This is a genomic window from Bacteroides sp. HF-162 (assembly GCF_015679285.1).
Classification (GTDB): Bacteria; Bacteroidota; Bacteroidia; order Bacteroidales; family Bacteroidaceae; genus Bacteroides; species Bacteroides uniformis.
Window position 1 is genome coordinate 423,862 of record NZ_CP064937.1, and the last position, 20,623, is coordinate 444,484.

The 20,623-nt window shown below is 48.5% G+C and carries 22 protein-coding genes; 13 read left to right on the forward strand and 9 right to left on the reverse strand.

Annotation, left to right across the window (positions count from 1 at the left end):
• Positions 1 to 25: 25 nt before the first annotated feature.
• Positions 26 to 505 carry a regulatory protein RecX gene (locus ITJ87_RS01715; RefSeq protein ID WP_005825143.1) on the reverse strand — a complete coding sequence of 160 codons (480 nt, stop codon included), beginning with the start codon at positions 503 to 505 and terminating at the stop codon, positions 26 to 28.
• On the reverse strand, positions 502 to 1,338 hold the full coding sequence (gene prmC / locus ITJ87_RS01720; protein WP_117965561.1) for a peptide chain release factor N(5)-glutamine methyltransferase: 837 nt from the start codon (positions 1,336 to 1,338) through the stop codon (positions 502 to 504). Before prmC ends, ITJ87_RS01715 begins: the two co-directional genes overlap by 4 nt.
• Before the next feature lie 74 nt (positions 1,339 to 1,412).
• Here prmC and ribD point away from each other — a divergent pair, with 74 nt between their 5' ends.
• The 11 genes from ribD to ITJ87_RS01775 all read left to right on the forward strand — a co-directional run bounded on the left by ribD (position 1,413) and on the right by ITJ87_RS01775 (position 13,244).
• Positions 1,413 to 2,468: a bifunctional diaminohydroxyphosphoribosylaminopyrimidine deaminase/5-amino-6-(5-phosphoribosylamino)uracil reductase RibD gene (gene ribD / locus ITJ87_RS01725; protein ID WP_117974650.1), complete on the forward strand. Its 1,056-nt coding sequence runs from the start codon at positions 1,413 to 1,415 to the stop codon at positions 2,466 to 2,468.
• A 134-nt stretch (positions 2,469 to 2,602) separates the two neighbouring features.
• Positions 2,603 to 3,967: a DUF6242 domain-containing protein gene (locus ITJ87_RS01730; protein WP_117965564.1), complete on the forward strand. Its 1,365-nt coding sequence runs from the start codon at positions 2,603 to 2,605 to the stop codon at positions 3,965 to 3,967.
• 5 nt (positions 3,968 to 3,972) lie between these two features.
• Positions 3,973 to 4,707, forward strand: coding sequence for an isoprenyl transferase (locus ITJ87_RS01735; protein WP_057258836.1), 735 nt, complete (start codon positions 3,973 to 3,975; stop codon positions 4,705 to 4,707).
• A 52-nt stretch (positions 4,708 to 4,759) separates the two neighbouring features.
• Positions 4,760 to 7,399: an outer membrane protein assembly factor BamA gene (bamA, locus tag ITJ87_RS01740; RefSeq protein ID WP_117965566.1), complete on the forward strand. Its 2,640-nt coding sequence runs from the start codon at positions 4,760 to 4,762 to the stop codon at positions 7,397 to 7,399.
• A gap of 48 nt (positions 7,400 to 7,447) precedes the next feature.
• Complete coding sequence (locus ITJ87_RS01745; protein ID WP_005834752.1) at positions 7,448 to 7,963, forward strand: OmpH family outer membrane protein; 516 nt, start codon at positions 7,448 to 7,450, stop codon at positions 7,961 to 7,963.
• Between the two features lie 128 nt (positions 7,964 to 8,091).
• Positions 8,092 to 8,598, forward strand: coding sequence for an OmpH family outer membrane protein (locus tag ITJ87_RS01750; RefSeq protein WP_005834750.1), 507 nt, complete (start codon positions 8,092 to 8,094; stop codon positions 8,596 to 8,598).
• A gap of 109 nt (positions 8,599 to 8,707) precedes the next feature.
• Complete coding sequence (murI, locus tag ITJ87_RS01755; protein WP_005834749.1) at positions 8,708 to 9,547, forward strand: glutamate racemase; 840 nt, start codon at positions 8,708 to 8,710, stop codon at positions 9,545 to 9,547.
• Positions 9,548 to 9,622: 75 nt separating this feature from the next.
• On the forward strand, positions 9,623 to 9,862 hold the full coding sequence (locus ITJ87_RS01760; protein ID WP_005825154.1) for a DUF2007-related protein: 240 nt from the start codon (positions 9,623 to 9,625) through the stop codon (positions 9,860 to 9,862).
• Positions 9,852 to 10,931, forward strand: a complete 1,080-nt coding sequence (gene proB, locus ITJ87_RS01765) for a glutamate 5-kinase (protein ID WP_087332249.1) — start codon at positions 9,852 to 9,854, stop codon at positions 10,929 to 10,931. The genes ITJ87_RS01760 and proB overlap by 11 nt, the downstream gene beginning before the upstream one ends.
• A gap of 67 nt (positions 10,932 to 10,998) precedes the next feature.
• Complete coding sequence (locus ITJ87_RS01770) at positions 10,999 to 12,246, forward strand: glutamate-5-semialdehyde dehydrogenase (RefSeq protein WP_117965568.1); 1,248 nt, start codon at positions 10,999 to 11,001, stop codon at positions 12,244 to 12,246.
• Between the two features lie 44 nt (positions 12,247 to 12,290).
• Positions 12,291 to 13,244, forward strand: a complete 954-nt coding sequence (locus ITJ87_RS01775) for an acetylornithine carbamoyltransferase (protein WP_117965570.1) — start codon at positions 12,291 to 12,293, stop codon at positions 13,242 to 13,244.
• Positions 13,245 to 13,384: 140 nt separating this feature from the next.
• Here the strand turns inward: ITJ87_RS01775 and ITJ87_RS01780 are convergent, their stop codons facing one another.
• From ITJ87_RS01780 to rpmH, 7 genes are all read right to left on the reverse strand, one after another.
• Positions 13,385 to 13,771: a rhodanese-like domain-containing protein gene (locus ITJ87_RS01780; RefSeq protein WP_117965661.1), complete on the reverse strand. Its 387-nt coding sequence runs from the start codon at positions 13,769 to 13,771 to the stop codon at positions 13,385 to 13,387.
• Positions 13,772 to 13,784: 13 nt separating this feature from the next.
• Complete coding sequence (locus ITJ87_RS01785) at positions 13,785 to 14,453, reverse strand: NigD-like C-terminal domain-containing protein (RefSeq protein WP_117965571.1); 669 nt, start codon at positions 14,451 to 14,453, stop codon at positions 13,785 to 13,787.
• Between the two features lie 4 nt (positions 14,454 to 14,457).
• Entirely contained in the window at positions 14,458 to 15,612 is a 1,155-nt protein-coding gene (locus tag ITJ87_RS01790; RefSeq protein WP_117965573.1) for a 1-acyl-sn-glycerol-3-phosphate acyltransferase, read from the reverse strand.
• Between the two features lie 12 nt (positions 15,613 to 15,624).
• Positions 15,625 to 16,605: a D-alanine--D-alanine ligase gene (locus ITJ87_RS01795; RefSeq protein ID WP_117965576.1), complete on the reverse strand. Its 981-nt coding sequence runs from the start codon at positions 16,603 to 16,605 to the stop codon at positions 15,625 to 15,627.
• Positions 16,602 to 17,672: an RluA family pseudouridine synthase gene (locus ITJ87_RS01800; RefSeq protein WP_005834741.1), complete on the reverse strand. Its 1,071-nt coding sequence runs from the start codon at positions 17,670 to 17,672 to the stop codon at positions 16,602 to 16,604. Before ITJ87_RS01800 ends, ITJ87_RS01795 begins: the two co-directional genes overlap by 4 nt.
• Positions 17,673 to 17,725: 53 nt before the next feature.
• Positions 17,726 to 18,373, reverse strand: a complete 648-nt coding sequence (locus tag ITJ87_RS01805) for a PASTA domain-containing protein (RefSeq protein ID WP_117600267.1) — start codon at positions 18,371 to 18,373, stop codon at positions 17,726 to 17,728.
• Between the two features lie 169 nt (positions 18,374 to 18,542).
• On the reverse strand, positions 18,543 to 18,704 hold the full coding sequence (gene rpmH, locus ITJ87_RS01810) for a 50S ribosomal protein L34 (RefSeq protein WP_004292199.1): 162 nt from the start codon (positions 18,702 to 18,704) through the stop codon (positions 18,543 to 18,545).
• Between the two features lie 194 nt (positions 18,705 to 18,898).
• Here rpmH and efp point away from each other — a divergent pair, with 194 nt between their 5' ends.
• Together efp and ITJ87_RS01820 are read left to right on the forward strand one after the other, a co-directional pair.
• The gene (efp, locus tag ITJ87_RS01815; protein WP_005825176.1) at positions 18,899 to 19,465 is read left to right on the forward strand and encodes an elongation factor P; all 567 of its coding nucleotides are present in this window, start codon (positions 18,899 to 18,901) and stop codon (positions 19,463 to 19,465) included.
• A 145-nt stretch (positions 19,466 to 19,610) separates the two neighbouring features.
• Positions 19,611 to 20,600, forward strand: a complete 990-nt coding sequence (locus ITJ87_RS01820; RefSeq protein ID WP_087332257.1) for a glycosyltransferase family 2 protein — start codon at positions 19,611 to 19,613, stop codon at positions 20,598 to 20,600.
• Positions 20,601 to 20,623: the final 23 nt, after the last annotated feature.

A 20,623-nucleotide genomic window follows, 5' to 3' on the forward strand; every position in this document is an offset into this window, starting at 1 on the left:
ATAAAAAAGAGAAAGCCGATAATTTTCATTCGGAGTAGTCATTTTCCTCAGAAACCTCTATGCAACGACATATATCCTTCATTTCAAACCCCCTGCTCAAGGCAAAACGCACCAGTTTGCCATTCAACTCATACTCACTTTCGGCACGGACGCTTTTACGCTTTGCCGCCAGCAGTTTCTGCAAGACGGCGTGGTATTCCTCCTCATCAATCTCGTTCAAATAGGGCCAATAGACAGATGAGGATATCTTTTTCAACTGGAGCGCCTGCCCTATCTTCATCTTGCCCCATTTGGCAAAACGGTATTTGTCATTGATGAAAGCACGGCAGAAGCGTTCTTCATCAATGTACTTCTCTTGTTCCAGACGGTTGATGATACGGTCTATGGCATCATAGGCAATGCCCCAGCGTTGCAGTTTCTCCGCAATCTCCGCCCGGCAATGCTCGGCAGTGGAGCAATATGCCGCCACTCTGTTCAAAGCTTCAGTTTCAGTTATTTCTATCATCGTTCTGCAATTACGTACCGGTCGTTGCCGGAAATATCTTTTCGGATACGGACATTCGTATAGCCTTGCTTGCGAAGCATCGAAGCGACAGCCTCTCCAAATGCCCGGTTGATTTCAAAATAGAGTCGGCCGCCGACCGTCAGCATGCTCCGTCCCAGTTCACCTATACGCCGATAGAAACGGAGCGGGTCGCTGTCTGGAACAAACAAAGCTCCCGAAGGTTCCCAGTTCAAGACATTTGGTTCCATATCCCGCTTTTCTGTTTCCGTAACATAAGGTGGATTACTGACGATTACATCAAAGAACTCATCCTCAGCCGGTTGATACGTCAGGACATCACGCTGTACAAATTGTACGGAGGTCTGCAAAAGGCGGTTATTGTCGCCGGCTATGGCAAGAGCTTCTCCGGAAATGTCCCAAGCAGTTACTTCCGCTTCCGGCAACTCTTTAGACAAAGTGACGGCAATACACCCACTTCCAGTGCCAATGTCGAGAATACGGGAAGCCGGAGCGACTTCCTCCAGCATCCTCTCCACCAGTTCTTCCGTTTCGGGACGGGGAATAAGCACCCCCGGAGCCACCCGAAAAGTACGTCCCAGGAAACGGGCAGTACCCTGCACATACTGTATGGGCTCAAAATTGCACAGACGGGAAAGAATGCTTTCCAATTCCTTTTCATCCTTTGGAGATAAAATCATATCTTTGCCCAGGTAATAGTCAATATGACTCTGACCTAACATTTCACAGCAGACAATACGGGAAAGATTGGCTGCCTCCCGGGGAGGATAGCACTCCTGCAAAGCACTGCGGATATGTGAAACGGTTACATTCATTCGGAGTCCGGTTTTATTCGGGCTGCAAAAGTAATCATTAATTTTGATTATTCAACCAAAAGACAAGCAAGGATATGAATTCAGAAGAAGAGAAATATATGCTGCGATGCATCCAACTGGCACAAAACGGACTTTGCAATACAGCACCCAACCCGATGGTGGGAGCGGTAATAGTATGTGACGGGAAAATCATAGGCGAGGGATACCATGTGCGCTGTGGAGAAGCCCACGCCGAGGTCAACGCCATCCGTTCCGTGAAAGACACGTCCCTGCTGAAACGTTCCACCATCTATGTCAGCCTGGAACCGTGTTCGCACTATGGCAAAACTCCTCCTTGTGCAGACCTCATCATCGAGAAGCAGATTCCACGCATCGTCATCGGGTGCCGGGACCCTTTCTCTAAGGTTGCGGGCCGGGGCATACAGAAACTGAAGGATGCCGGACGTGAAGTTATTGTCGGAGTGCTGGAAACAGAATGTCGGCAGCTCATCCGCAGGTTCATCACTTTCCATACCTTGCGACGCCCCTACATCACCCTGAAATGGGCGGAATCTTCTGACGGATATATCGATTACTCCCGCACGGACGGTAAACCGGTTATCCTCTCCAGCCCGCTGACTTCGATGCTGGTACACAAGAAACGGGCAGAGCACAGTGCCATATTAGTAGGTACCCGTACGGCTGAACTGGACAATCCCGGCCTGAATGTCCGCCATTGGTATGGTCGTTCACCGGTACGTATCGTGCTGGACCGGCAACAAAAGCTATCCCCCAACCTTCACCTATTTGACGGTAGCGTGCCGACCCTCGTTTTTACAGAAGCCCCGCACGCTCCGCTACCGAATGTAGAGTATCTGCCAGTCAGCGACTACCGGCAGAATATACTCCCCGAAATCATGGAAACGCTGTATACACGCGGATTACAATCCCTTTTGGTAGAGGGTGGCAGCCAAACGCTCCAATCCTTCATTGATGCCGGATTGTGGGACGAAATCTTTGTGGAAGAAGCTCCGTACCTTCTTCATTCCGGCGTCAAAGCACCCGAAATCAGTGACGGATATCCATTTGCAACAGAGTATTCTTTTGGCAGGAGTTTTCGCCATTATACGGCCTCAAGAAACAGTCAATAGCCTCATTTCAGGGCTTTTTTATCGAGAAAAAGGGGGATATTATCTATAATTTTATATAAAACTTCCCCGTAAAGCTGTTTATAGAAAAAAATGTTCCTATTTTTGCAACTTGTAAATAAACACTAACTTTCAAAATGAGAATAAAGTTTCTATCAGTAATTGTGAGTTTTCTTATTGTGTCATTTGCTCTAAGTTCATGCCTTGACTCTGACGACAATTATGAATTCAGCTCCGATGCTACTATACATGCTTTTGGTATCGATACCATACATGGCAAACATTACAAATTTACAATTGACCAGCTCAATAGACTCATCTATAACAGAGACTCATTGCCTGTAGGTTCAGACACCATCATTGACCGTATTCTGATTGATACTATGACCGTTACCGGTTGGATAACTTCAGGCTCGCCTACCGACACGGTATTCGTCATATCGGACTCCGTGGATTTGAGACCCGCCATGAACAACGATGCCGGCATGCTGTTCAAAGCACATGCCGCCGACGGCGTTACAGTCCGCGAATATAAACTGAAAGTTAATGTACATCTGCAAGACCCGGACTCACTCGTTTGGACAGACATGCAGAAAAGAGGAAATGTATTCTCCAATACCATCAATTCAGGTCAGCAAAAAGCGGTTGTACTGGGAGACGAACTATTTGTCTACACTTCCAACACTACTGCTTACAAGACATCGACTGCGCCCGATAAATACAACTGGAGCAAAGTCAATGTCAGCAACCTCCCCTCAGACGTAAAGCTGACATCTGCCGTAGAGTATAACAGTGCGCTTTATATGGTTACAGAAAGCAAAAGAGTATTCAGTTCCACCAACGGCGCCGCCTGGACAGAAGTCACTACATTGGGAGACAATGTTATAGTCCTCATCAATGGTTTCTCCGACCGGCTCTCGGGTATTGTGGAAATCAACGGAAAGCAATATTTCAACATCTGTAAAGACGGAAAGAATTGGGAAGCGGAAAACACTGCTGACAACCTTATCCTTGAAGAAGTCCCGGCAGGATTCCCTACCGAAAACATATCCACCACCCAGACCAGCACCGGCAATGGTGTAGAGAAGGTGGTTCTGGCAGGAATGCCGCTAGCCAACGAAAAAGAGACAACACCTTGGTTCTCATTGGACGGCAAAGGTTGGGCAAGCCTGGCCAACACCATGTATGACACATATTGTCCCGGCATGGACAACCCAGCCATCATGTACTATGGCGGCATGTTCTATTGCTTCGGAGGGGAACTTGACGCTATCTACAGCTCCATCACCGGCATTGCATGGAGCAAGACAGAAACCAAATTCCTGTTACCCCAGGAATTCAAAGGAAAAGGCGCGTACTCCATTATAATGGAACCGACAAAAGACAAAACTGTGGCCCCGGCAGACAAACGGGACTTCATTTGGGTGATATTCGGCGGTAACGGCACCAAAAATGAAGTATGGCGCGGACGTCTTAACAGATTGGGCTTCGAAATACAATAATAATGATGTCATATAAGGAAGAAATCGATCTAAACCGGATACCCCAGCACGTGGCGATTATCATGGACGGTAACGGACGGTGGGCCAAGCAGCGTGGACACGAACGCAGCTATGGACATCAGGCCGGCGCAGAGACTGTGCACGTCATTGCAGAGGAAGCCGCTAAATTAGGAGTCAGATACCTTACTTTATATACGTTCTCTACCGAGAACTGGAATCGTCCGTCGGACGAGGTAGCTGCCTTGATGGGGCTACTCTTCGACTCCATAGAGGAAGAGACGTTCATGAAGAACAATATCAGTTTCCGAGTAATAGGAGATATTGAAAAACTGCCAGCCAACGTACAGCAACGGCTCAACACTTGCGTGGCACACACCTCCCACAACACGGGAATGTGCCTGGTGCTGGCATTGAGCTACTCTTCCCGCTGGGAAATAACGGAGGCTGCCCGGCAAATAGCCGGTTTGGTACAGAAAGGTGAGTTGAAACCCGAACAAATCGACAGTGAGCTCATATCCCGTCATCTGACGACCCACTTCATGCCCGACCCCGACCTGCTGATACGTACCGGAGGAGAGCTCCGCCTCAGTAACTACATGCTCTGGCAATGCGCCTATTCGGAACTTTATTTCTGTGATACCTATTGGCCCGACTTCCGTGAAGAAGAACTACGCAAAGCCATATGTGACTATCAGAAACGCGAACGCAGGTTCGGCAAGACCAGCGAGCAAATCAATTAATCACCGGACACACAAATAGTAAATAGTAAATTGTAAAATAGTAAATAAAAAGATGCACTATCGTATTTTCTCCATACTCGTAACGTTTGTCTGCCTTTTCGGCTGCGCACTGACAACAGCAGCACAGGACGTAAACAACACCGATGAAACCGAAAAGCCGGTTATACTCTATTCGGGAACCCCCAAGAAGTATGAAATAGCCGACATTAAGGTCGAAGGAGCCCAGAACTATGAAGATTATGTAATTGTCGGATTGTCCGGACTATCCAAAGGGCAGACTATCACCGTGCCGGGTGACGAGATTACACAAGCTTGTAAGCGCTACTGGCGCCACGGTCTGTTCTCTGACGTGGAAATTACAGCAGACAAGATTGAAGGCGACCAAATTTGGCTGACCATTCATCTGATCATGCGTCCGCGTGTTTCCGACATACGCTACAACGGTGTGAAGAAGTCTGAGCGTGAAGACCTGGAAAGCAGAATCGGCATGATAAAGGGCGGTCAGATTACACCTAACCTGGTGGACCGCGCCAAGACCCTGATAAAGCGCTACTTTGACGACAAGGGCTTCAAGAATGCAGATGTAATCATCACCCAACGTGATGATCCGGAAAAGAAGAATGAAGTGATTGTCAACATCGACATCGACAAGAAGGAGAAAGTGAAAGTACATCAAATCACCATTGTAGGCAACGAGGCCCTCACGACCAAGAAGCTGAAGCGTGTGATGAAGAAAACAAACGAAAAGGGCAAGCTGCTCAATCTGTTCCGCACCAAGAAATTCATTGAGGACAACTACGAAGCGGACAAACAACTGATTATCGACAAATACAACGAACTGGGTTATCGTGACGCCATCATCGTGACAGACAGTATCAAGCCCTACGATGACCGCACGGTAGACATCTTCATGCAGATTGAGGAAGGACAGAAATACTACCTCCGCAATGTAACCTGGGTAGGTAACACACTGTATCCTTCCGAACAACTGAACTTCCTCCTCCAGATGAAGAAGGGTGACGTCTACAACCAAAAGTTACTTGAAGAACGTACAATGACCGATGACGATGCCATCGGCAACCTCTACTACAACAACGGTTATCTGTTCTACAGCCTCGAACCGGTGGAAGTAAACATCGTGGGCGACTCCATCGACCTGGAAATGCGTATCTACGAAGGCCGCCAGGCTACCATCAATAAAGTCAGCATCAACGGTAACGACCGTTTGTATGAAAACGTAGTACGCCGTGAACTCCGTACCCGTCCGGGCGAACTCTTCAGCCGTGAAGACCTGATGCGTTCCATGCGTGAAATCCAGCAGATGGGACACTTCGACCCCGAACAAATCCAACCCGACATCCAGCCGAGACCGGAAGACGGCACGGTAGACATCGGTTATGACCTTGTATCCAAAGCCAACGACCAGGTAGAGTTCTCCGCCGGTTGGGGACAAACAGGTATTATCGGTAAGTTAAGTCTGAAGTTCACTAACTTCTCTCTGGCCAACCTGCTTCACCCGGGTGAGAACTACCGCGGTATCCTCCCGCAAGGTGACGGCCAGACATTGACCATCAGCGGCCAGACCAATGCCAAATACTATCAGTCATACAGCGTTTCATTCTACGACCCGTGGTTTGGCGGTAAACGCCCGAATGCATTCTCCGTATCGGCTTTCTATTCCCGCCAGACCGACATCAGTAGCCGTTATTACAATTCGGCCTACATGAACAGCTATTACAACAGCTATTATAGTGGTATGTATGGCTACGGTATGTACAACTACGGCAATTACAACAACTACGAGAACTATTACGACCCGGACAAATCTATCCAGATGTATGGTCTTGCAGTGATGTTCGGTAAGCGCTTGAAGTGGCCGGATGACTATTTCCAATTCACAGCCGAGTTGTCTTACCAACGCTATGTTCTGAGTGACTGGCAGTACTTCCCGGTTACCAACGGTAAGTGTAATAACCTCAGCCTCAACTTGACCTTGTCCCGTAGCTCTATCGACAACCCGATTTATCCGCGCCAAGGTTCCGAGTTCTCGTTGTCTGCACAAATCACACCGCCTTTCTCTCTGTTCGACGGTACCGATTACAGCAAGTACAGCACCAGCAGCCAGGAAGACATGAACAAGATGCACAAGTGGATTGAATACCACAAGTGGAAATTCAAATCCAAAATCTATATCCCGTTAATGGATCCGATTACCGTTAAACGTACTCCGGTATTGATGGGACGTGTAGAATTCGGTTTGCTGGGACATTACAACAAATACAAAAAGTCTCCGTTCGAAACGTTTGACGTGGGTGGTGACGGTATGACCGGCTACTCCAGCTATGCTACAGAAAGTATCGCACTTCGTGGTTATGAGAACAGTTCATTGACTCCATACGGTTCTGAAGGTTATGCCTATACACGTCTCGGACTGGAATTAAGATATCCTTTGATGCTCGAAACAAGTACCAGTATTTATGCGTTAACGTTTGTGGAAGCCGGTAATGCATGGCATGATGTCAATAAGTTCAACCCGTTCGAGTTGAAACGTTCAGCCGGTGTCGGTGTCCGTATCTTCCTCCCGATGATTGGTATGATGGGGATTGACTGGGCTTACGGTTTCGACAAAATAATGGGTTCCTCGCAATATGGCGGTAGCCAGTTCCACTTCATCCTGGGACAAGAATTCTAAGCAATGGACGATAGACAATTATCCATCGTCAATTAAATAAATATCGTTATGAAGAAGAGTTTATTGATCCTTTTTACGCTGTTTGCAGTAAGTATAACAGCCGGTGCACAGAAGTTCGCCTTGATTGACATGGAATATATCCTGAAAAATATTCCTGCTTACGAACGTGCCAATGAACAACTGGAACAAGCCTCCAGACAATGGCAGAGTGAAGTCGAAAAGATTTCCGAAGAAGCCAAGACTCTGTACAAGAACTATCAGTCTCAGATTGCTTCCCTTTCTGAAACACAAAGAGGCAAAAAGGAAGAAGAGATTGTCGCTAAAGAGAAATCGGCAGCCGAGCTACGCCGCAAATACTTCGGTCCGGAAGGCGAACTGTATAAAAAACGTGAAAGTCTGATGCAACCCATTCAAGATGAAATATACAATGCTGTAAAGGAAATTGCTACACAGAACGGATATGCGGTAGTTGTAGACCGTGCTTCCGCATCAAGTATCATTTTTGCCTCGCCAAGTATTGACGTCAGCAATGAAGTACTTGCAAAACTGGGATATTCAAATTAATTTCATACATTTGTTTCAGAATATAGACTGCATTCAAGATTAAAAATAAGCTTGCTTATTTTGTATTGCGTTCAGTTTGCGCTATATTTGCCCCCGACGAATAATCATTCAAATAAATAATAAACATTATGCTTAAAAAAATCGCACTACTCGTAGTTATGTTCGCCCTCCCGCTGGGAGCTATGGCGCAAGCTAAATTCGCTCACATGAATTCTCAAGATGTAATCGCTGTTATGCCTGAATTTACCAAAGCCCAAGCTGACTTGGACGCCATGTCTAAAAAATACCAGGATGAAATGCAGCGTACCAACGAAGAATTCCAAAAGAAGTACCAAGAATTCCTGGCACAAGCCGACTCTCTGCCGAAAAACATTGCAGAAAGACGTCAGAAAGAGCTGCAGGATATGGCTCAACGTCAGGAACAGTTCCAACAAGAAGCTTATCAAAGTATGCAGAAAGCACAGCAAGATGCTATGGCTCCCATCTATAAGAAACTGGACGAAGCCATCCAAGCTGTCGGCAAAACTGAAGGTGTTGTCTACATTTTTGACTTAGCCCGTACCCCGATACCATTCGTAGGAGCACAGAGCGTTGATGTAACTGCCAAAGTCAAAACGCAATTGGGCATTAAATAATAGAATTATTTATGATAAAGCAAGCGCGGATAGTTTTATCCGCGCTTATTTTTTATACATTACTGAGAAATTTGAATTATCTTTGCATGGTACATAGCCTTTAGAACGCATGAAACAGACATTACCTTCTGCAGCCGGTCCCATCGGAATATTCGATTCCGGATATGGCGGACTGACCATCCTAAGCAAGATACGGGAAGTCCTTCCCCAATATGACTACATTTACCTGGGCGACAACGCACGTGCGCCTTACGGGACCCGCTCATTCGAGATTGTCTATGAGTTCACCTTGCAGGCAGTCACCAAACTGTTCGAGATGGGATGCCATCTCGTCATCCTGGCATGCAATACAGCTTCGGCAAAAGCCCTGCGCAACATACAAATGAATGATTTGCCCCGCCTCGACCCAATGCGTCGTGTGTTGGGAGTAATCCGCCCAACCGTAGAATGCATAGGGAACATAACCCAAAGCCGCCATGTGGGAGTGCTTGCCACAGCAGGAACCATCAAGTCTGAATCCTATCCGCTGGAAGTGCATAAACTCTTCCCCGACATCAAAGTGAGCGGTGAAGCCTGCCCTCTATGGGTATCCCTCGTAGAAAACAACGAGGCACAAGGTGAGGGTACCGACTACTTCATACGCAAGAACATCGGCAACCTGCTGGCCAAAGACACACAGATAGATACCGTCATTCTAGGCTGCACGCACTTCCCGCTGCTGCTGCCCAAGATACAGCAATACATGCCCGACGGCATCACGACCGTCACCCAAGGGGAACTGGTGGCAGACAGTCTGAAAGACTATCTTCACCGTCATCCGGAAATGGACAAAAAATGTACCAAAGGTGGAAGATGCGTCTACCGCACCACGGAATCGGAGGAGAAATTCACAGAATCGGCTTCTACTTTCCTGAATGAATCGATAAGAGTTGAGAGGATTGAACTATAAATCCGTCAGCATTAAACATTAAAACAAAAACATTTGTTATATTTGTAAGACAGAAACCTCTAAATTCTTACCATCATGAAAGAAGAAGATAAAAGCAAACTCGTTGAGGTGTTCACCGGTTCACCGTGGGAAGCAGAACTTGTAAAGAGCCTGCTGGGAAATAGTGATATTGAAGCTGTAACAAAAGACGGAATGGTAGTAAACGTTGTACTGCCTGCCACTGCGGTAGATGTTTCCGTTCTCGTCAATGAGAAGGACTACGAAGCCGCCATGGAAGTAGTCCGTGAATACGAAAAGAGAGAAAATGGAGATTGATTTCAATAGAATTGCTGTCAAGGTAGGCAGCAATGTTTTGACACGTCGTGACGGCACTCTCGACGTCACCCGCATGTCCGCTTTGGTGGACCAGATAGCCGAGTTGCACAAGGCCGGCATAGAAATAATACTTGTTTCTTCCGGAGCCGTTGCTTCGGGACGTAGCGAAGTGCGCCCCACCAAGAAGTTGGACAGCGTAGACCAGCGCCAGCTCTTTTCCGCTGTAGGGCAGGCCAAGCTCATCAACCGTTACTACGAACTGTTCCGGGAGCATGGAATCCCCGTGGGACAAGTGCTCACAATGAAAGAGAACTTTTCCACCCGCCGCCATTACCTCAACCAGAAAAACTGTATGACCGTAATGCTGGAGAACGGCGTCATTCCTATTGTCAATGAGAACGACACCATCTCCGTGAGCGAACTGATGTTCACCGACAACGATGAGCTGTCCGGCCTGATAGCCTCCATGATGGATGCCCAGGCACTAATCATTCTCAGCAATATAGACGGTATCTACAACGGTTCACCCGCCGACCCGAATTCTCAGGTCATCCGTGAAATAGAACAAGGCAAAGACCTCTCCTCCTACATACAAACTTCCAAATCCAGCTTCGGACGCGGCGGTATGCTGACAAAAACCAACATTGCCCGCAAAGTGGCGGATGAGGGCATCACAGTAATCATAGCCAATGGGAAGCGGGACAACATCCTCGTGAAAATAATGAAGAATGAAGAATTAAACTATACCCGTTTCATTCCATCTCCGGAACCGGTATCGAGCATCAAGAAATGGATTGCACACAGCGAAGGGTTTGCCAAAGGGGAACTGCACATCAATCATTGTGCCACCGAACTGCTCTTCTCGGACAAAGCAGTAAGCATCCTACCGGTAGGTATCACTGACGTTATAGGCGAGTTCGAGAAGGACGACATCGTACGGATTATCGACTTCGGCGGTAAACCCATCGGTGTGGGAAAAGCCAACTGTGACTCCAGCCAGGCACGGGAAACGATGGGAAAACATGGAAAGAAACCCGTAGTGCACTACGACTACCTATATATAGAATAAGCCACAGACGGATACTATCCCACAATATATATACTTGCATATTTATCACTCTATATTCAATAAAAAAATGAACTTAAACAAAACTTTTGTCGCCGTACAAGATGCCAGCCGTAACATGTTAGCGTTGAGCGACAAAGAAATCAATCAAATATTACTGGCTGTTGCAGACGCTGCCATAAACAAAACAGACTTCATTCTGAGTGAAAACCAGAAGGATTTGGAGCGTATGCCTTCTACCGACCCTAAATACGACCGCCTGAAACTGACAAAAAGCCGTTTGCAGGACATCGCTGCGGACATCCGCAACGTAGCTGCCCTCCCTTCTCCTCTGGGAAAAGTCCTTAAAGAGAACGTATTACCCAACGGATTGAAGATAAAAAGGGTCAGTGTACCTTTCGGCGTCATAGGCATTATCTACGAAGCTCGTCCCAACGTCAGTTTCGATGTCTTCTCACTCTGCCTTAAAAGCGGCAATGCCTGTATTCTGAAAGGCGGAAGCGATGCAGACTATTCCAACCGTGCCATAATCAGCGTGATACACGAGGTACTGGAGCATTTCAACGTAGATACACATATCGTAGAACTGCTTCCTGCCGACAGAGAAGCGACTGCCGAACTACTGCATGCCAACGATTATGTAGATTTGATAATTCCGCGCGGCAGCAGCAGCCTGATAAATTTCGTACGCCAGAATGCCACAGTACCGGTTATAGAGACAGGTGCCGGCGTATGCCATGCGTTCTTCGACCGCTATGGCGATATAAGCATAGGTCCATCCATCATTGCCAATGCAAAGACACGCCGTGTCAGTGTATGCAACGCTTTGGATTGCCTGATTATCGAAGCCGACAGCCTGGCTGATTTGCCCGGCCTATGCCTGCCGCTACAATCAAGCAATGTAGAGATATTTGCCGATGAACCCGCCTACCACAGTCTGCGTGACAAATATCCCGTCGAGCTGTTGAGACTTGCCACTGAAGACTGCTACGGCAGAGAGTTCCTGGACTACAAGATGGCCATTAAAACCGTGAATTCTTTCCAGGAAGCATTGGCACATATCCGGGAGTACGGTTCCAAACATAGCGAATGCATCATTACGGACGACAAGACACGTGCCGAATGGTTCTGCCGGGAAGTGGACGCCGCTTGCGTATACGTCAATGCACCGACCTCTTTCACCGACGGCGCACAATTCGGGCTCGGTGCCGAGATCGGCATCAGCACACAGAAGCTGCACGCCCGCGGTCCGATGGCTCTGGAAGAAATCACCACATACAAATGGATTGTTGAAGGTTCCGGACAGACCAGACCTTGACAGCCGAATAACAAAGATATAGATACACTAAAAAGACTGTAAATATGAAGAACTTTACTTGCGTGCAGGACATCGGTAACCTGAAGTCTGCACTGGACGAAGCATTCGAGATTAAAAAAGACCGTTTCAAATATGTGGAACTGGGACGTAACAAAACGTTGATGATGATTTTCTTCAACTCCAGCCTGCGCACCCGCCTCAGTACACAGAAGGCGGCACTGAACCTGGGCATGAACGTCATTGTACTGGACATCAACCAGGGAGCCTGGAAACTGGAGACAGAGCGTGGCGTCATCATGGACGGTGACAAACCGGAACACTTACTGGAAGCCATTCCCGTGATGGGCTGCTATTGCGACGTCATCGGCGTACGTTCTTTTGCACGTTTCGAAAGTAAGGAAGACGATTACAACGAAGTGATACTGGAGCAGTTCATCAAGCATTCCGGCCGGCCGGTATTCTCCATGGAGGCTGCCACACGCCATCCGCTGCAGAGTTTTGCCGACCTGATAACCATTGAGGAATATAAGAAGACGGCACGCCCCAAAGTAGTGATGACATGGGCTCCACATCCGCGTCCATTGCCTCAGGCTGTCCCCAACTCCTTTGCCGAATGGATGAATGCAACTGATTATGACTTTGTGATTACACATCCCGAAGGTTATGAACTCGACCCCAAGTTCGTAGGAAATGCCCGCGTAGAATATGACCAGATGAAAGCTTTTGAAGGGGCCGATTTTGTCTATGCCAAGAACTGGGCGGCCTATACAGGCGACAACTACGGACAAATATTGAGCAAAGACCGCACCTGGACAGTAGGCGAGCGCCAGATGACCGTTACCAACAATGCCTACTTCATGCACTGCCTGCCGGTTCGACGCAACATGATTGTGACGGATGATGTGATAGAAAGCCCGCAGTCCATCGTAATCCCCGAAGCGGCCAACCGGGAGATTTCAGCAACAGTGGTGCTGAAGAGACTGCTTGAAAGCCTCTAACCAGAGGACAAGACTACTTTATTCTTTTTAGGCGCGGATTACGCGGAAAACGCGGATTCTTTTCTTAAATTTTTCCGTGAAATCCGCGTAATCCGCGCCTAAAAAGAAATTATAGCAAATGCATTTCAGCTGCACCGCTATTACTTTTCCACTTCCTTGCCCGCTTCTTCCCAACCGATGAAACCTTTGTCAAGGTCATAGATTATATATCCTTTTTTGCTCAGTATGGCAGCGGCCTTTTTACTACGCTTACCACTACGACAATATACTGCAACCGGTTTGTCCTTCTGCAGAGTGGAGTCGGCCATCGTTTCAAACGACTCATCCAGCACATTGATATTGATACTGTAGGGCACGTGTCCTTCCGAGTATTCGGCAACAGTACGCACATCCAGAAGCTGCACCTCCGGATTGGCTATCAATGTGGAAAAGTCATCTACCGAAACAGACTTGAACTGTCCCTCCTTCTGCTGGCAGGAAAAGAGGGTGGTAAAAACGAGGCAAAAGCCCGCGAACAATGTCTTCATCGAATATTTCATTTTAGTCAGGGTTATAAACAAAATCGTAAGTCTTGATGTCACCGGAATAAGTGTGCACACTGAAATGAACCATAACCTTCTGTATACCCACTGCCGCATACTGCCGCAAAGGTACGGAAGCGTAGGCACGTCTGGTATAAGACACTACCTCCTCCTTTGCGTCATGATACAGCGTCAGATATACTTCACTACACCCGATAGCAGTATCCACAATCACTTCATCCTCAACAAAATGGAACTTATGCTCACCATTCTCCTTGACTATCAGTGTCATATTGAGATAGTCGAGTCCCATCCAGATACCCAGCACATCAGTAGGGTCTGTCCTGACGCCCTCCTCGAACTTGTCAGCCGTTTGGGGAGCGACAGAAAGAACACCGCTCAAGGCATACAGCACCGCACCGGCAGTTCCATCGGCAGTTACCTCCGAAGCATAATTACTGATGACACGTACCGAGGCGTTTGCCTCTATGTTCGTCTTTGTCTTGTCCTCCACTACCGGCAAGGTTTCCCCTTCATCCGTCACAACAGACTGCAGATAGCCGTCAGCCCCCGAAAAGGCAGTCAGGAACTCCAGCTTCACGGAAGGATAATGATAATCATCATCGCCACAACCAGTCAACAGACAGGCCAACAAAGGCAAAAGCCACCAATCACAGTACTTCTTCATGTATTCATTCTTTTATAGCCGCCAGATAATTCTTCAACGGGTTGGCATACATCAGCAGCATTTTTCCGCGCAGGAAGTCCACGTCCTTATTGGGAATGGAGATACGCTCCAACTGTTGTTCTATATAGGCCGTGAAGCGCTGCTTATCCCCGGCAGTGTAATGGTCGGAAAAATCCTCCTTCCCCTCGAGAAGGTCGTGCGCCACATAATTATTGGGATACATCCGGTAGCTGGCATGAATACGTTTGTCTATCAGTGCAGACATGCGTGCAAAGAGTTCGGGCTTCGGAAGTGAACGGTCTATCTTCGCCAATTCATCATTCATGCAGGCACCCGTCTGGAAATGTACCCGCCCTTTATAGCCGAACAGTCCGGTCTGCATATTCAGCAAGTCGTCAGCCGTCGTTTTCTTATAGCCTTCAATGTCCCGTTTCAGTTGGAACTCCTGCGCTTTCAGGAAGTCGCAAGGGTCGTATTCATAGGAAATGGCAAGCGGAGCTATGTTCATTTCCATCAAGCGGTCAATGACGTCGCCTTCACCGCCTATTGCCAGCATCTTCAGCACACTGTCCTGCGTGCGGTCGTTGGAGTCCTTGGCACGCCCTTCGCGTTGTGCAATCCAGATAGACTGTTTCTTCTCACTGATGGTATAGTGCATATAGCGGGACATGCGTGCGGAAGCCTCCAGCATCTGGCGCATGGTCAACGCACGCTGCACGATGAAGGACTTGTTGACACGCACGAATTTCTTAATCCACGGATAGACAAGCAGGTTGTCGCCAATGGCTATCTCTACCGTATCCATACCCTGGTCTACCAACAGAATGGACAAGAAACCGGAATCGAGAATAATGTCGCGATGGTTGGAGACATAGGTATATGCTGCCGACTTGTCCGGCAACGCTGTATGGTCCAGAGTCAATCCATCCGTAGCCTCCTTCGCCAGCTTCCACAGAAGCCCATAGCAGAAAGTCTTCTGAAACTCCAGCTTGGTTTTACACGCGCGCATTTTCTGCGACCATACTTCAAAAGGTACACCCGGCATCACAGTATCCACTGCCTGCCGGAACGCCGCATCGGCAATCAGTTCCTCATAGACTTGAGGAAGTTCCTCATCATGATAAGGACGGATTTCATCAAATTCCACGTTCGCATTCATAATGAATAATGATTAATCCTTAAACTTGTTTTCTATAATATCTGTCATTACATCCTTCATCTCCATTCCGGCAGCGCGAACCTGCTGGGGAATAAAGCTGGTGGCAGTCATTCCGGGGGTGGTATTCACCTCCAGCAGATTGATTTTTTCCCCTTCGGTAATGATATAGTCCACACGGATAATGCCGTAGGCCCCGAGTATATCATAAATGGCAGAAGTCAGCGTCTGCACCCGGCGGGTCAAATCGTCCGAGATGCGGGCGGGAGTAATCTCGTCAGACGCACCATTATACTTAGCTTCATAATCGAAGTACTCGTTGTAGCTCACCACCTCCGTAATGGGGAACACTACGGACTTGTCTTTTGTTTTGTAACAGCCGCAGGTAATCTCGGTTCCGTCCATAAAGGCCTCCACCAGTACTTCCTGCGCTTCCGCAAATGCCTTGGCTATGGCAGGTTGTATCTGCTCTTTCGCCGTCACCTTGGTCACGCCGAAGCTGGAACCTCCCAAGCTGGGCTTAATGAAGCAAGGCAGACCGATTTTCTCCATCACATCTTCATCCGTCACCGACTGTCCGCCGCGCAGCAACAACGATTCGGCAATGCGCACACCGAAACCTTTCAGATACTGGTTGCAGGCAAACTTATCGTACGTGAGCGACGCTGCCAGTACTCCGCAACACGAATAAGGGATATGGAGCATATCAAAATAGCCCTGCAGACGGCCGTCCTCACCCGGAGTTCCGTGGATGGTAATATAGGCAAAGTCGAATGTCACTTTCTCGCCACCCAGCACGAAGCTGAAGTCATTGCGGTCTACCGGAGCCTTGGCGCCGTCGGGCAGCTGTACATGCCAGTCCAGTCCGTGCATTTCTACAATATATAAGGTATACTTCTCCTTGTCGATGAAGGAGTAAATCCCCTGTGCACTACGCAGGGAGACGTGGAATTCGGAGGTATCTCCTCCGGCTACAATAGCAATCGTGCGTTTCATTCTAATTCTCTGTTACTGATATAGCCTCTCCATTTGTCTATCAGCCGGGTCATGTCATCGGGCAATTCCGAAGTGAAGTACATTTCTTCTCCGGTGACGGGATGCACAAACCCCAGCGTCATGGCATGCAATGCCTGCCGCGGACAAGTGTCGAAGCAGTTGTTTACAAATTGTTTGTATTTGGCAAAATGGGTTCCTTTCAGGATTTCGTGTCCGCCGTAACGTTCGTCGTTGAAAAGTATGTGTCCGATGTGCTTCATGTGCACACGGATTTGATGGGTGCGTCCCGTTTCAAGGATACACTCCACCAATGTGACGTATCCCAAACGTTCAAGCACCCGGTAATGGGTGACGGCATGCTTTCCCTGGTCGTCGGGAAGGACGGTCATCTGCATGCGGTCTCTGGGATTACGGCCGATATTGCCGACAACGGTCCCTTCATCCTGTTCCACATTTCCCCAGACCAGCGCCCGGTAACGGCGTTTTGTCGTCTTGTTGAAGAACTGGTTGCCGAGATTCGTCTTGGCATCCGGAGTCTTGGCTATCACCAGCAGGCCGGAGGTGTCCTTGTCGATGCGGTGCACCAGTCCCACATGCGGGTCATTGGCATCATAATCGGGATTATCCTTCATGTGCCAGGCTATGGCGTTGACAAGCGTACCGTGATAGTTGCCATGACCGGGGTGCACCACCAGACCGGCAGGTTTGTTCACTACCATCAGATACTTGTCCTCATATACTATATCAAGGGGGATGTCTTCGGGGATGACTTCATTCTCATAGCGTGGACGGTCCATCATCACAGTGATTACATCCATCGGCTTCACCTTATAGCTGCTTTTCACAGCCTTGCCGTTCGCCATCACGAAGCCTGCATCGGCAGCCTTCTGGATGCGATTGCGCGAAGAGTTCGTCAAGCGGTCGAACAGATACTTGTCCACCCGCATCATCTCCTGCCCCTTGTCCACCACCACACGGAAGTGTTCATAGAGTTGCGCCTCGTCACCCACCGGCTCTACGTCGTCCAGCTCATCATTATCTATATCATCCGGCAATTCTTCTATCATCACGGCATTTACAATTTGACTATTTACAATTTACGATTGGAGTCAGATGTTTATCAGAACCAGGACTCATCTGCCGCAGAGTCTTCGGACAACACGGGTTCAACGGTACCTCCCACGGAATCCACTCCCAGGGAGTCTGCCTTCAAGGCGCCTCCATCTCCCACCATCAGCGTCAGCACTGCGCCGGTGGGCACTTTCTCGCCGATGGAAAGCTGACGACCCTTATACTTCACGCCATACACCCAGTCCTTCTCACCCGGAATATACTGTATCTCGGCCAGCTTGAAGCCCGAAGCCAGAATACGCGCTTCCGCCTGCCGCAGCGAACTGTTGTCCGCCACATCGGGCACTATGTGCAGAGGGACTTCAATCGTATTGATCGTAAGATAGATGGTACGTCCTTCCTTTACCTTTTGTCCGGCTGCCGGATTATATTCGAGGATGCAGCCGGCAGGAAGAGTCTTGACATAACTGGAATCCGAAACGATGCAGACCAAGCCGCGGTTACGGAACATTTTCTCGGCTTCCTCCACTCCCATGCCCTTCACATCGGGCACTATCACAGCCTCGCCGTGGCGGGTATATATATCCAGTCCTTTCAGCACTCCGAACAGCAATCCCACTACCACAACGGCCATCGCAAGGATGTTCGCCCAGAAGAACCGGTTCTGCCGGAAAGAGAAAAAATCTTTTATTGTCATAATCGATAATGCATTATTTGGGACAAAGATACAATTTTCACCACATAGTACACGGAGTTGGCAATAGTTTTTTCCGGAGAAGCGGGCACAATACATAAGAAAAGCTGCAAAAGACCAGAATCAGTCTTTTGCAGCTCCCTTATTTCTTTAATACGAACGAGAACGACTATTATGCCTTTACTCCGTTGTATTCGTCAGAAACAGTCAGTTTCTTTCTGCCTTTAGCACGACGTGCTGCCAATACTCTGCGGCCGTTTGCTGTAGCCATTCTCTCACGGAAACCGTGTTTGTTCTTTCTCTTTCTGTTCGAGGGTTGAAATGTTCTTTTCATTACTGTATCTTGTTTTATGTTATTATTCTCACGAATTCGGGCTGCAAAAATAGGTACTTTTTTCAAATAAACCAAGAGATAACTCATTTTCTCTCAAAAGTTTTTGTGTTTTTTACCGAATTCCATTACTTTTGCACCCGCAAACCAGCACTAAAGAAGTAAATACCAATATAATAATATTAAAGACTATAAGTATGATTAATGCCCAAGACATTAAAATCGGAACTTGCATCCGCATGGACGGCAAGCTGTATTTCTGCATCGACTTCCTGCATGTAAAGCCGGGAAAAGGTAATACCTTCATGCGTACCAAGCTGAAAGACGTGGTGAACGGCTACGTTCTGGAACGTCGTTTCAACATCGGTGAGAAACTGGAAGACGTGCGTGTAGAACGTCGTCCCCACCAATACCTCTATCATGACGGTGACAACTACCAATTCATGAACCAGGAGACTTTTGACCAAATTCCCATCGCCCACGACCTCATCAACGGTGTTGACTTCTTGCTCGAAGGAATGATAGTAGACGTGGTATCAGACGCTTCCACAGAAACCGTGCTCTATGCCGACGTGCCCATCAAGGTTCAGCAGAAGATTACCTATACGGAACCGGGACTGAAAGGCGACACAGCCACCAACACGCTGAAGCCCGCCACAGTAGAATCCGGCGCCACAGTCCGCGTCCCCTTGTTCATCAACGAAGGCGAGACTATCGAAATCGATACGCGCGACGGTTCTTACGTAAGCCGCGTAAAAGCATAAGCCCTTTTGGAAATCAGGCAAATGCCCTTTTCATATCATCCCCGGTGCTCCACTTGGCATCCGGGGATTTTTCTTTCCATTTATTCATCTGCAAAGCTTAAATGATATATCTTTGCGGAGATAACCAAAACATAGAGCCATACCCATGAGATACTCCGTCATCATCCCCGTATACAACCGCCCCGATGAGGTAGACGAACTGCTGCAAAGCCTGACGCAGCAAAGTTTCAAGGATTTTGAAGTGATTGTGGTGGAGGACGGCTCCTCCATCCCCTGCAAGCCGGTCACAGAGAAGTATCAGGAACTATTGGACGTGCATTACTATGACAAGCCCAACTCCGGCCCCGGGCAGACCCGTAACTACGGGGCGGAACGAAGCAAGGGCGAATACCTGATAATACTGGACTCGGACTGCATCCTGCCCGAAGGTTATTTCCTTGCTGTGGAAGAAGAGCTGCAGCACGAAGCCGCCGATGCCTTCGGAGGCCCCGACCGCGCGCACGAATCATTCACAGACATACAGAAAGCCATCAACTACTCCATGACCTCCTTCTTCACCACCGGCGGTATCCGTGGGGGGAAGAAGAAGATGGACAAGTTCTATCCGCGCAGCTTCAACATGGGTGTGCGGCGGGAAGTGTACCAAGCCCTGGGCGGATTCTCGCGGATGCGCTTCGGGGAGGACATCGACTTCAGCATCCGAATCTTCAAGGGAGGATATACATGCCGGCTGTTCCCCGGTGCCTGGGTATACCATAAGCGCCGGACAGACTTCCGGAAGTTCTTCAAGCAGGTACACAATTCCGGGATTGCCCGCATCAATCTGTACAAGAAGTATCCGGAATCACTGAAGCTCGTCCACCTGCTGCCGGCCGCATTTACCCTGGGAGTGGCCATATTCCTGCTGGGAACGCTCTTCTGTCCGTACAGCCTGCTGCCCATCGCTCTTTATGCGCTTCTGGTATGCATCGATTCCACTATCCGGAACCGTAGCCTCAGCATCGGGCTCTACTCCGTTGCCGCCTCCTTCATCCAGCTCATCGGATACGGGACGGGGTTCCTGCGCGCCTGGTGGAACCGCTGCATACTTGGCAAGGACGAGTTCGAGGCGTTCAAAAAGAACTTTTACAAATAAGGAGGATTAGGGGTTAAGGATTA

Bases quoted from the DNA above. Each gene is read 5' to 3' on its own strand.
- ITJ87_RS01805 (WP_117600267.1), bottom strand. From the start codon at position 18,373: ATGACAATAAAAGATTTTTTCTCTTTCCGGCAGAACCGGTTCTTCTGG.
- prmC (WP_117965561.1), bottom strand. From the start codon at position 1,338: ATGAATGTAACCGTTTCACATATCCGCAGTGCTTTGCAGGAGTGCTAT.
- ITJ87_RS01790 (WP_117965573.1), bottom strand. From the start codon at position 15,612: ATGAATGCGAACGTGGAATTTGATGAAATCCGTCCTTATCATGATGAG.
- rpmH (WP_004292199.1), bottom strand. From the start codon at position 18,704: ATGAAAAGAACATTTCAACCCTCGAACAGAAAGAGAAAGAACAAACAC.
- ITJ87_RS01760 (WP_005825154.1), top strand. From the start codon at position 9,623: ATGAAAGAAGAAGATAAAAGCAAACTCGTTGAGGTGTTCACCGGTTCA.
- bamA (WP_117965566.1), top strand. From the start codon at position 4,760: ATGCACTATCGTATTTTCTCCATACTCGTAACGTTTGTCTGCCTTTTC.
- murI (WP_005834749.1), top strand. From the start codon at position 8,708: ATGAAACAGACATTACCTTCTGCAGCCGGTCCCATCGGAATATTCGAT.
- ITJ87_RS01820 (WP_087332257.1), top strand. From the start codon at position 19,611: ATGAGATACTCCGTCATCATCCCCGTATACAACCGCCCCGATGAGGTA.
- ITJ87_RS01735 (WP_057258836.1), top strand. From the start codon at position 3,973: ATGTCATATAAGGAAGAAATCGATCTAAACCGGATACCCCAGCACGTG.
- ITJ87_RS01715 (WP_005825143.1), bottom strand. From the start codon at position 505: ATGATAGAAATAACTGAAACTGAAGCTTTGAACAGAGTGGCGGCATAT.
- ITJ87_RS01785 (WP_117965571.1), bottom strand. From the start codon at position 14,453: ATGAAGAAGTACTGTGATTGGTGGCTTTTGCCTTTGTTGGCCTGTCTG.
- ITJ87_RS01800 (WP_005834741.1), bottom strand. From the start codon at position 17,672: ATGATAGAAGAATTGCCGGATGATATAGATAATGATGAGCTGGACGAC.
- ribD (WP_117974650.1), top strand. From the start codon at position 1,413: ATGAATTCAGAAGAAGAGAAATATATGCTGCGATGCATCCAACTGGCA.
- ITJ87_RS01795 (WP_117965576.1), bottom strand. From the start codon at position 16,605: ATGAAACGCACGATTGCTATTGTAGCCGGAGGAGATACCTCCGAATTC.
- ITJ87_RS01780 (WP_117965661.1), bottom strand. From the start codon at position 13,771: ATGAAGACATTGTTCGCGGGCTTTTGCCTCGTTTTTACCACCCTCTTT.
- efp (WP_005825176.1), top strand. From the start codon at position 18,899: ATGATTAATGCCCAAGACATTAAAATCGGAACTTGCATCCGCATGGAC.
- ITJ87_RS01775 (WP_117965570.1), top strand. From the start codon at position 12,291: ATGAAGAACTTTACTTGCGTGCAGGACATCGGTAACCTGAAGTCTGCA.
- ITJ87_RS01750 (WP_005834750.1), top strand. From the start codon at position 8,092: ATGCTTAAAAAAATCGCACTACTCGTAGTTATGTTCGCCCTCCCGCTG.
- ITJ87_RS01770 (WP_117965568.1), top strand. From the start codon at position 10,999: ATGAACTTAAACAAAACTTTTGTCGCCGTACAAGATGCCAGCCGTAAC.
- ITJ87_RS01730 (WP_117965564.1), top strand. From the start codon at position 2,603: ATGAGAATAAAGTTTCTATCAGTAATTGTGAGTTTTCTTATTGTGTCA.
- proB (WP_087332249.1), top strand. From the start codon at position 9,852: ATGGAGATTGATTTCAATAGAATTGCTGTCAAGGTAGGCAGCAATGTT.
- ITJ87_RS01745 (WP_005834752.1), top strand. From the start codon at position 7,448: ATGAAGAAGAGTTTATTGATCCTTTTTACGCTGTTTGCAGTAAGTATA.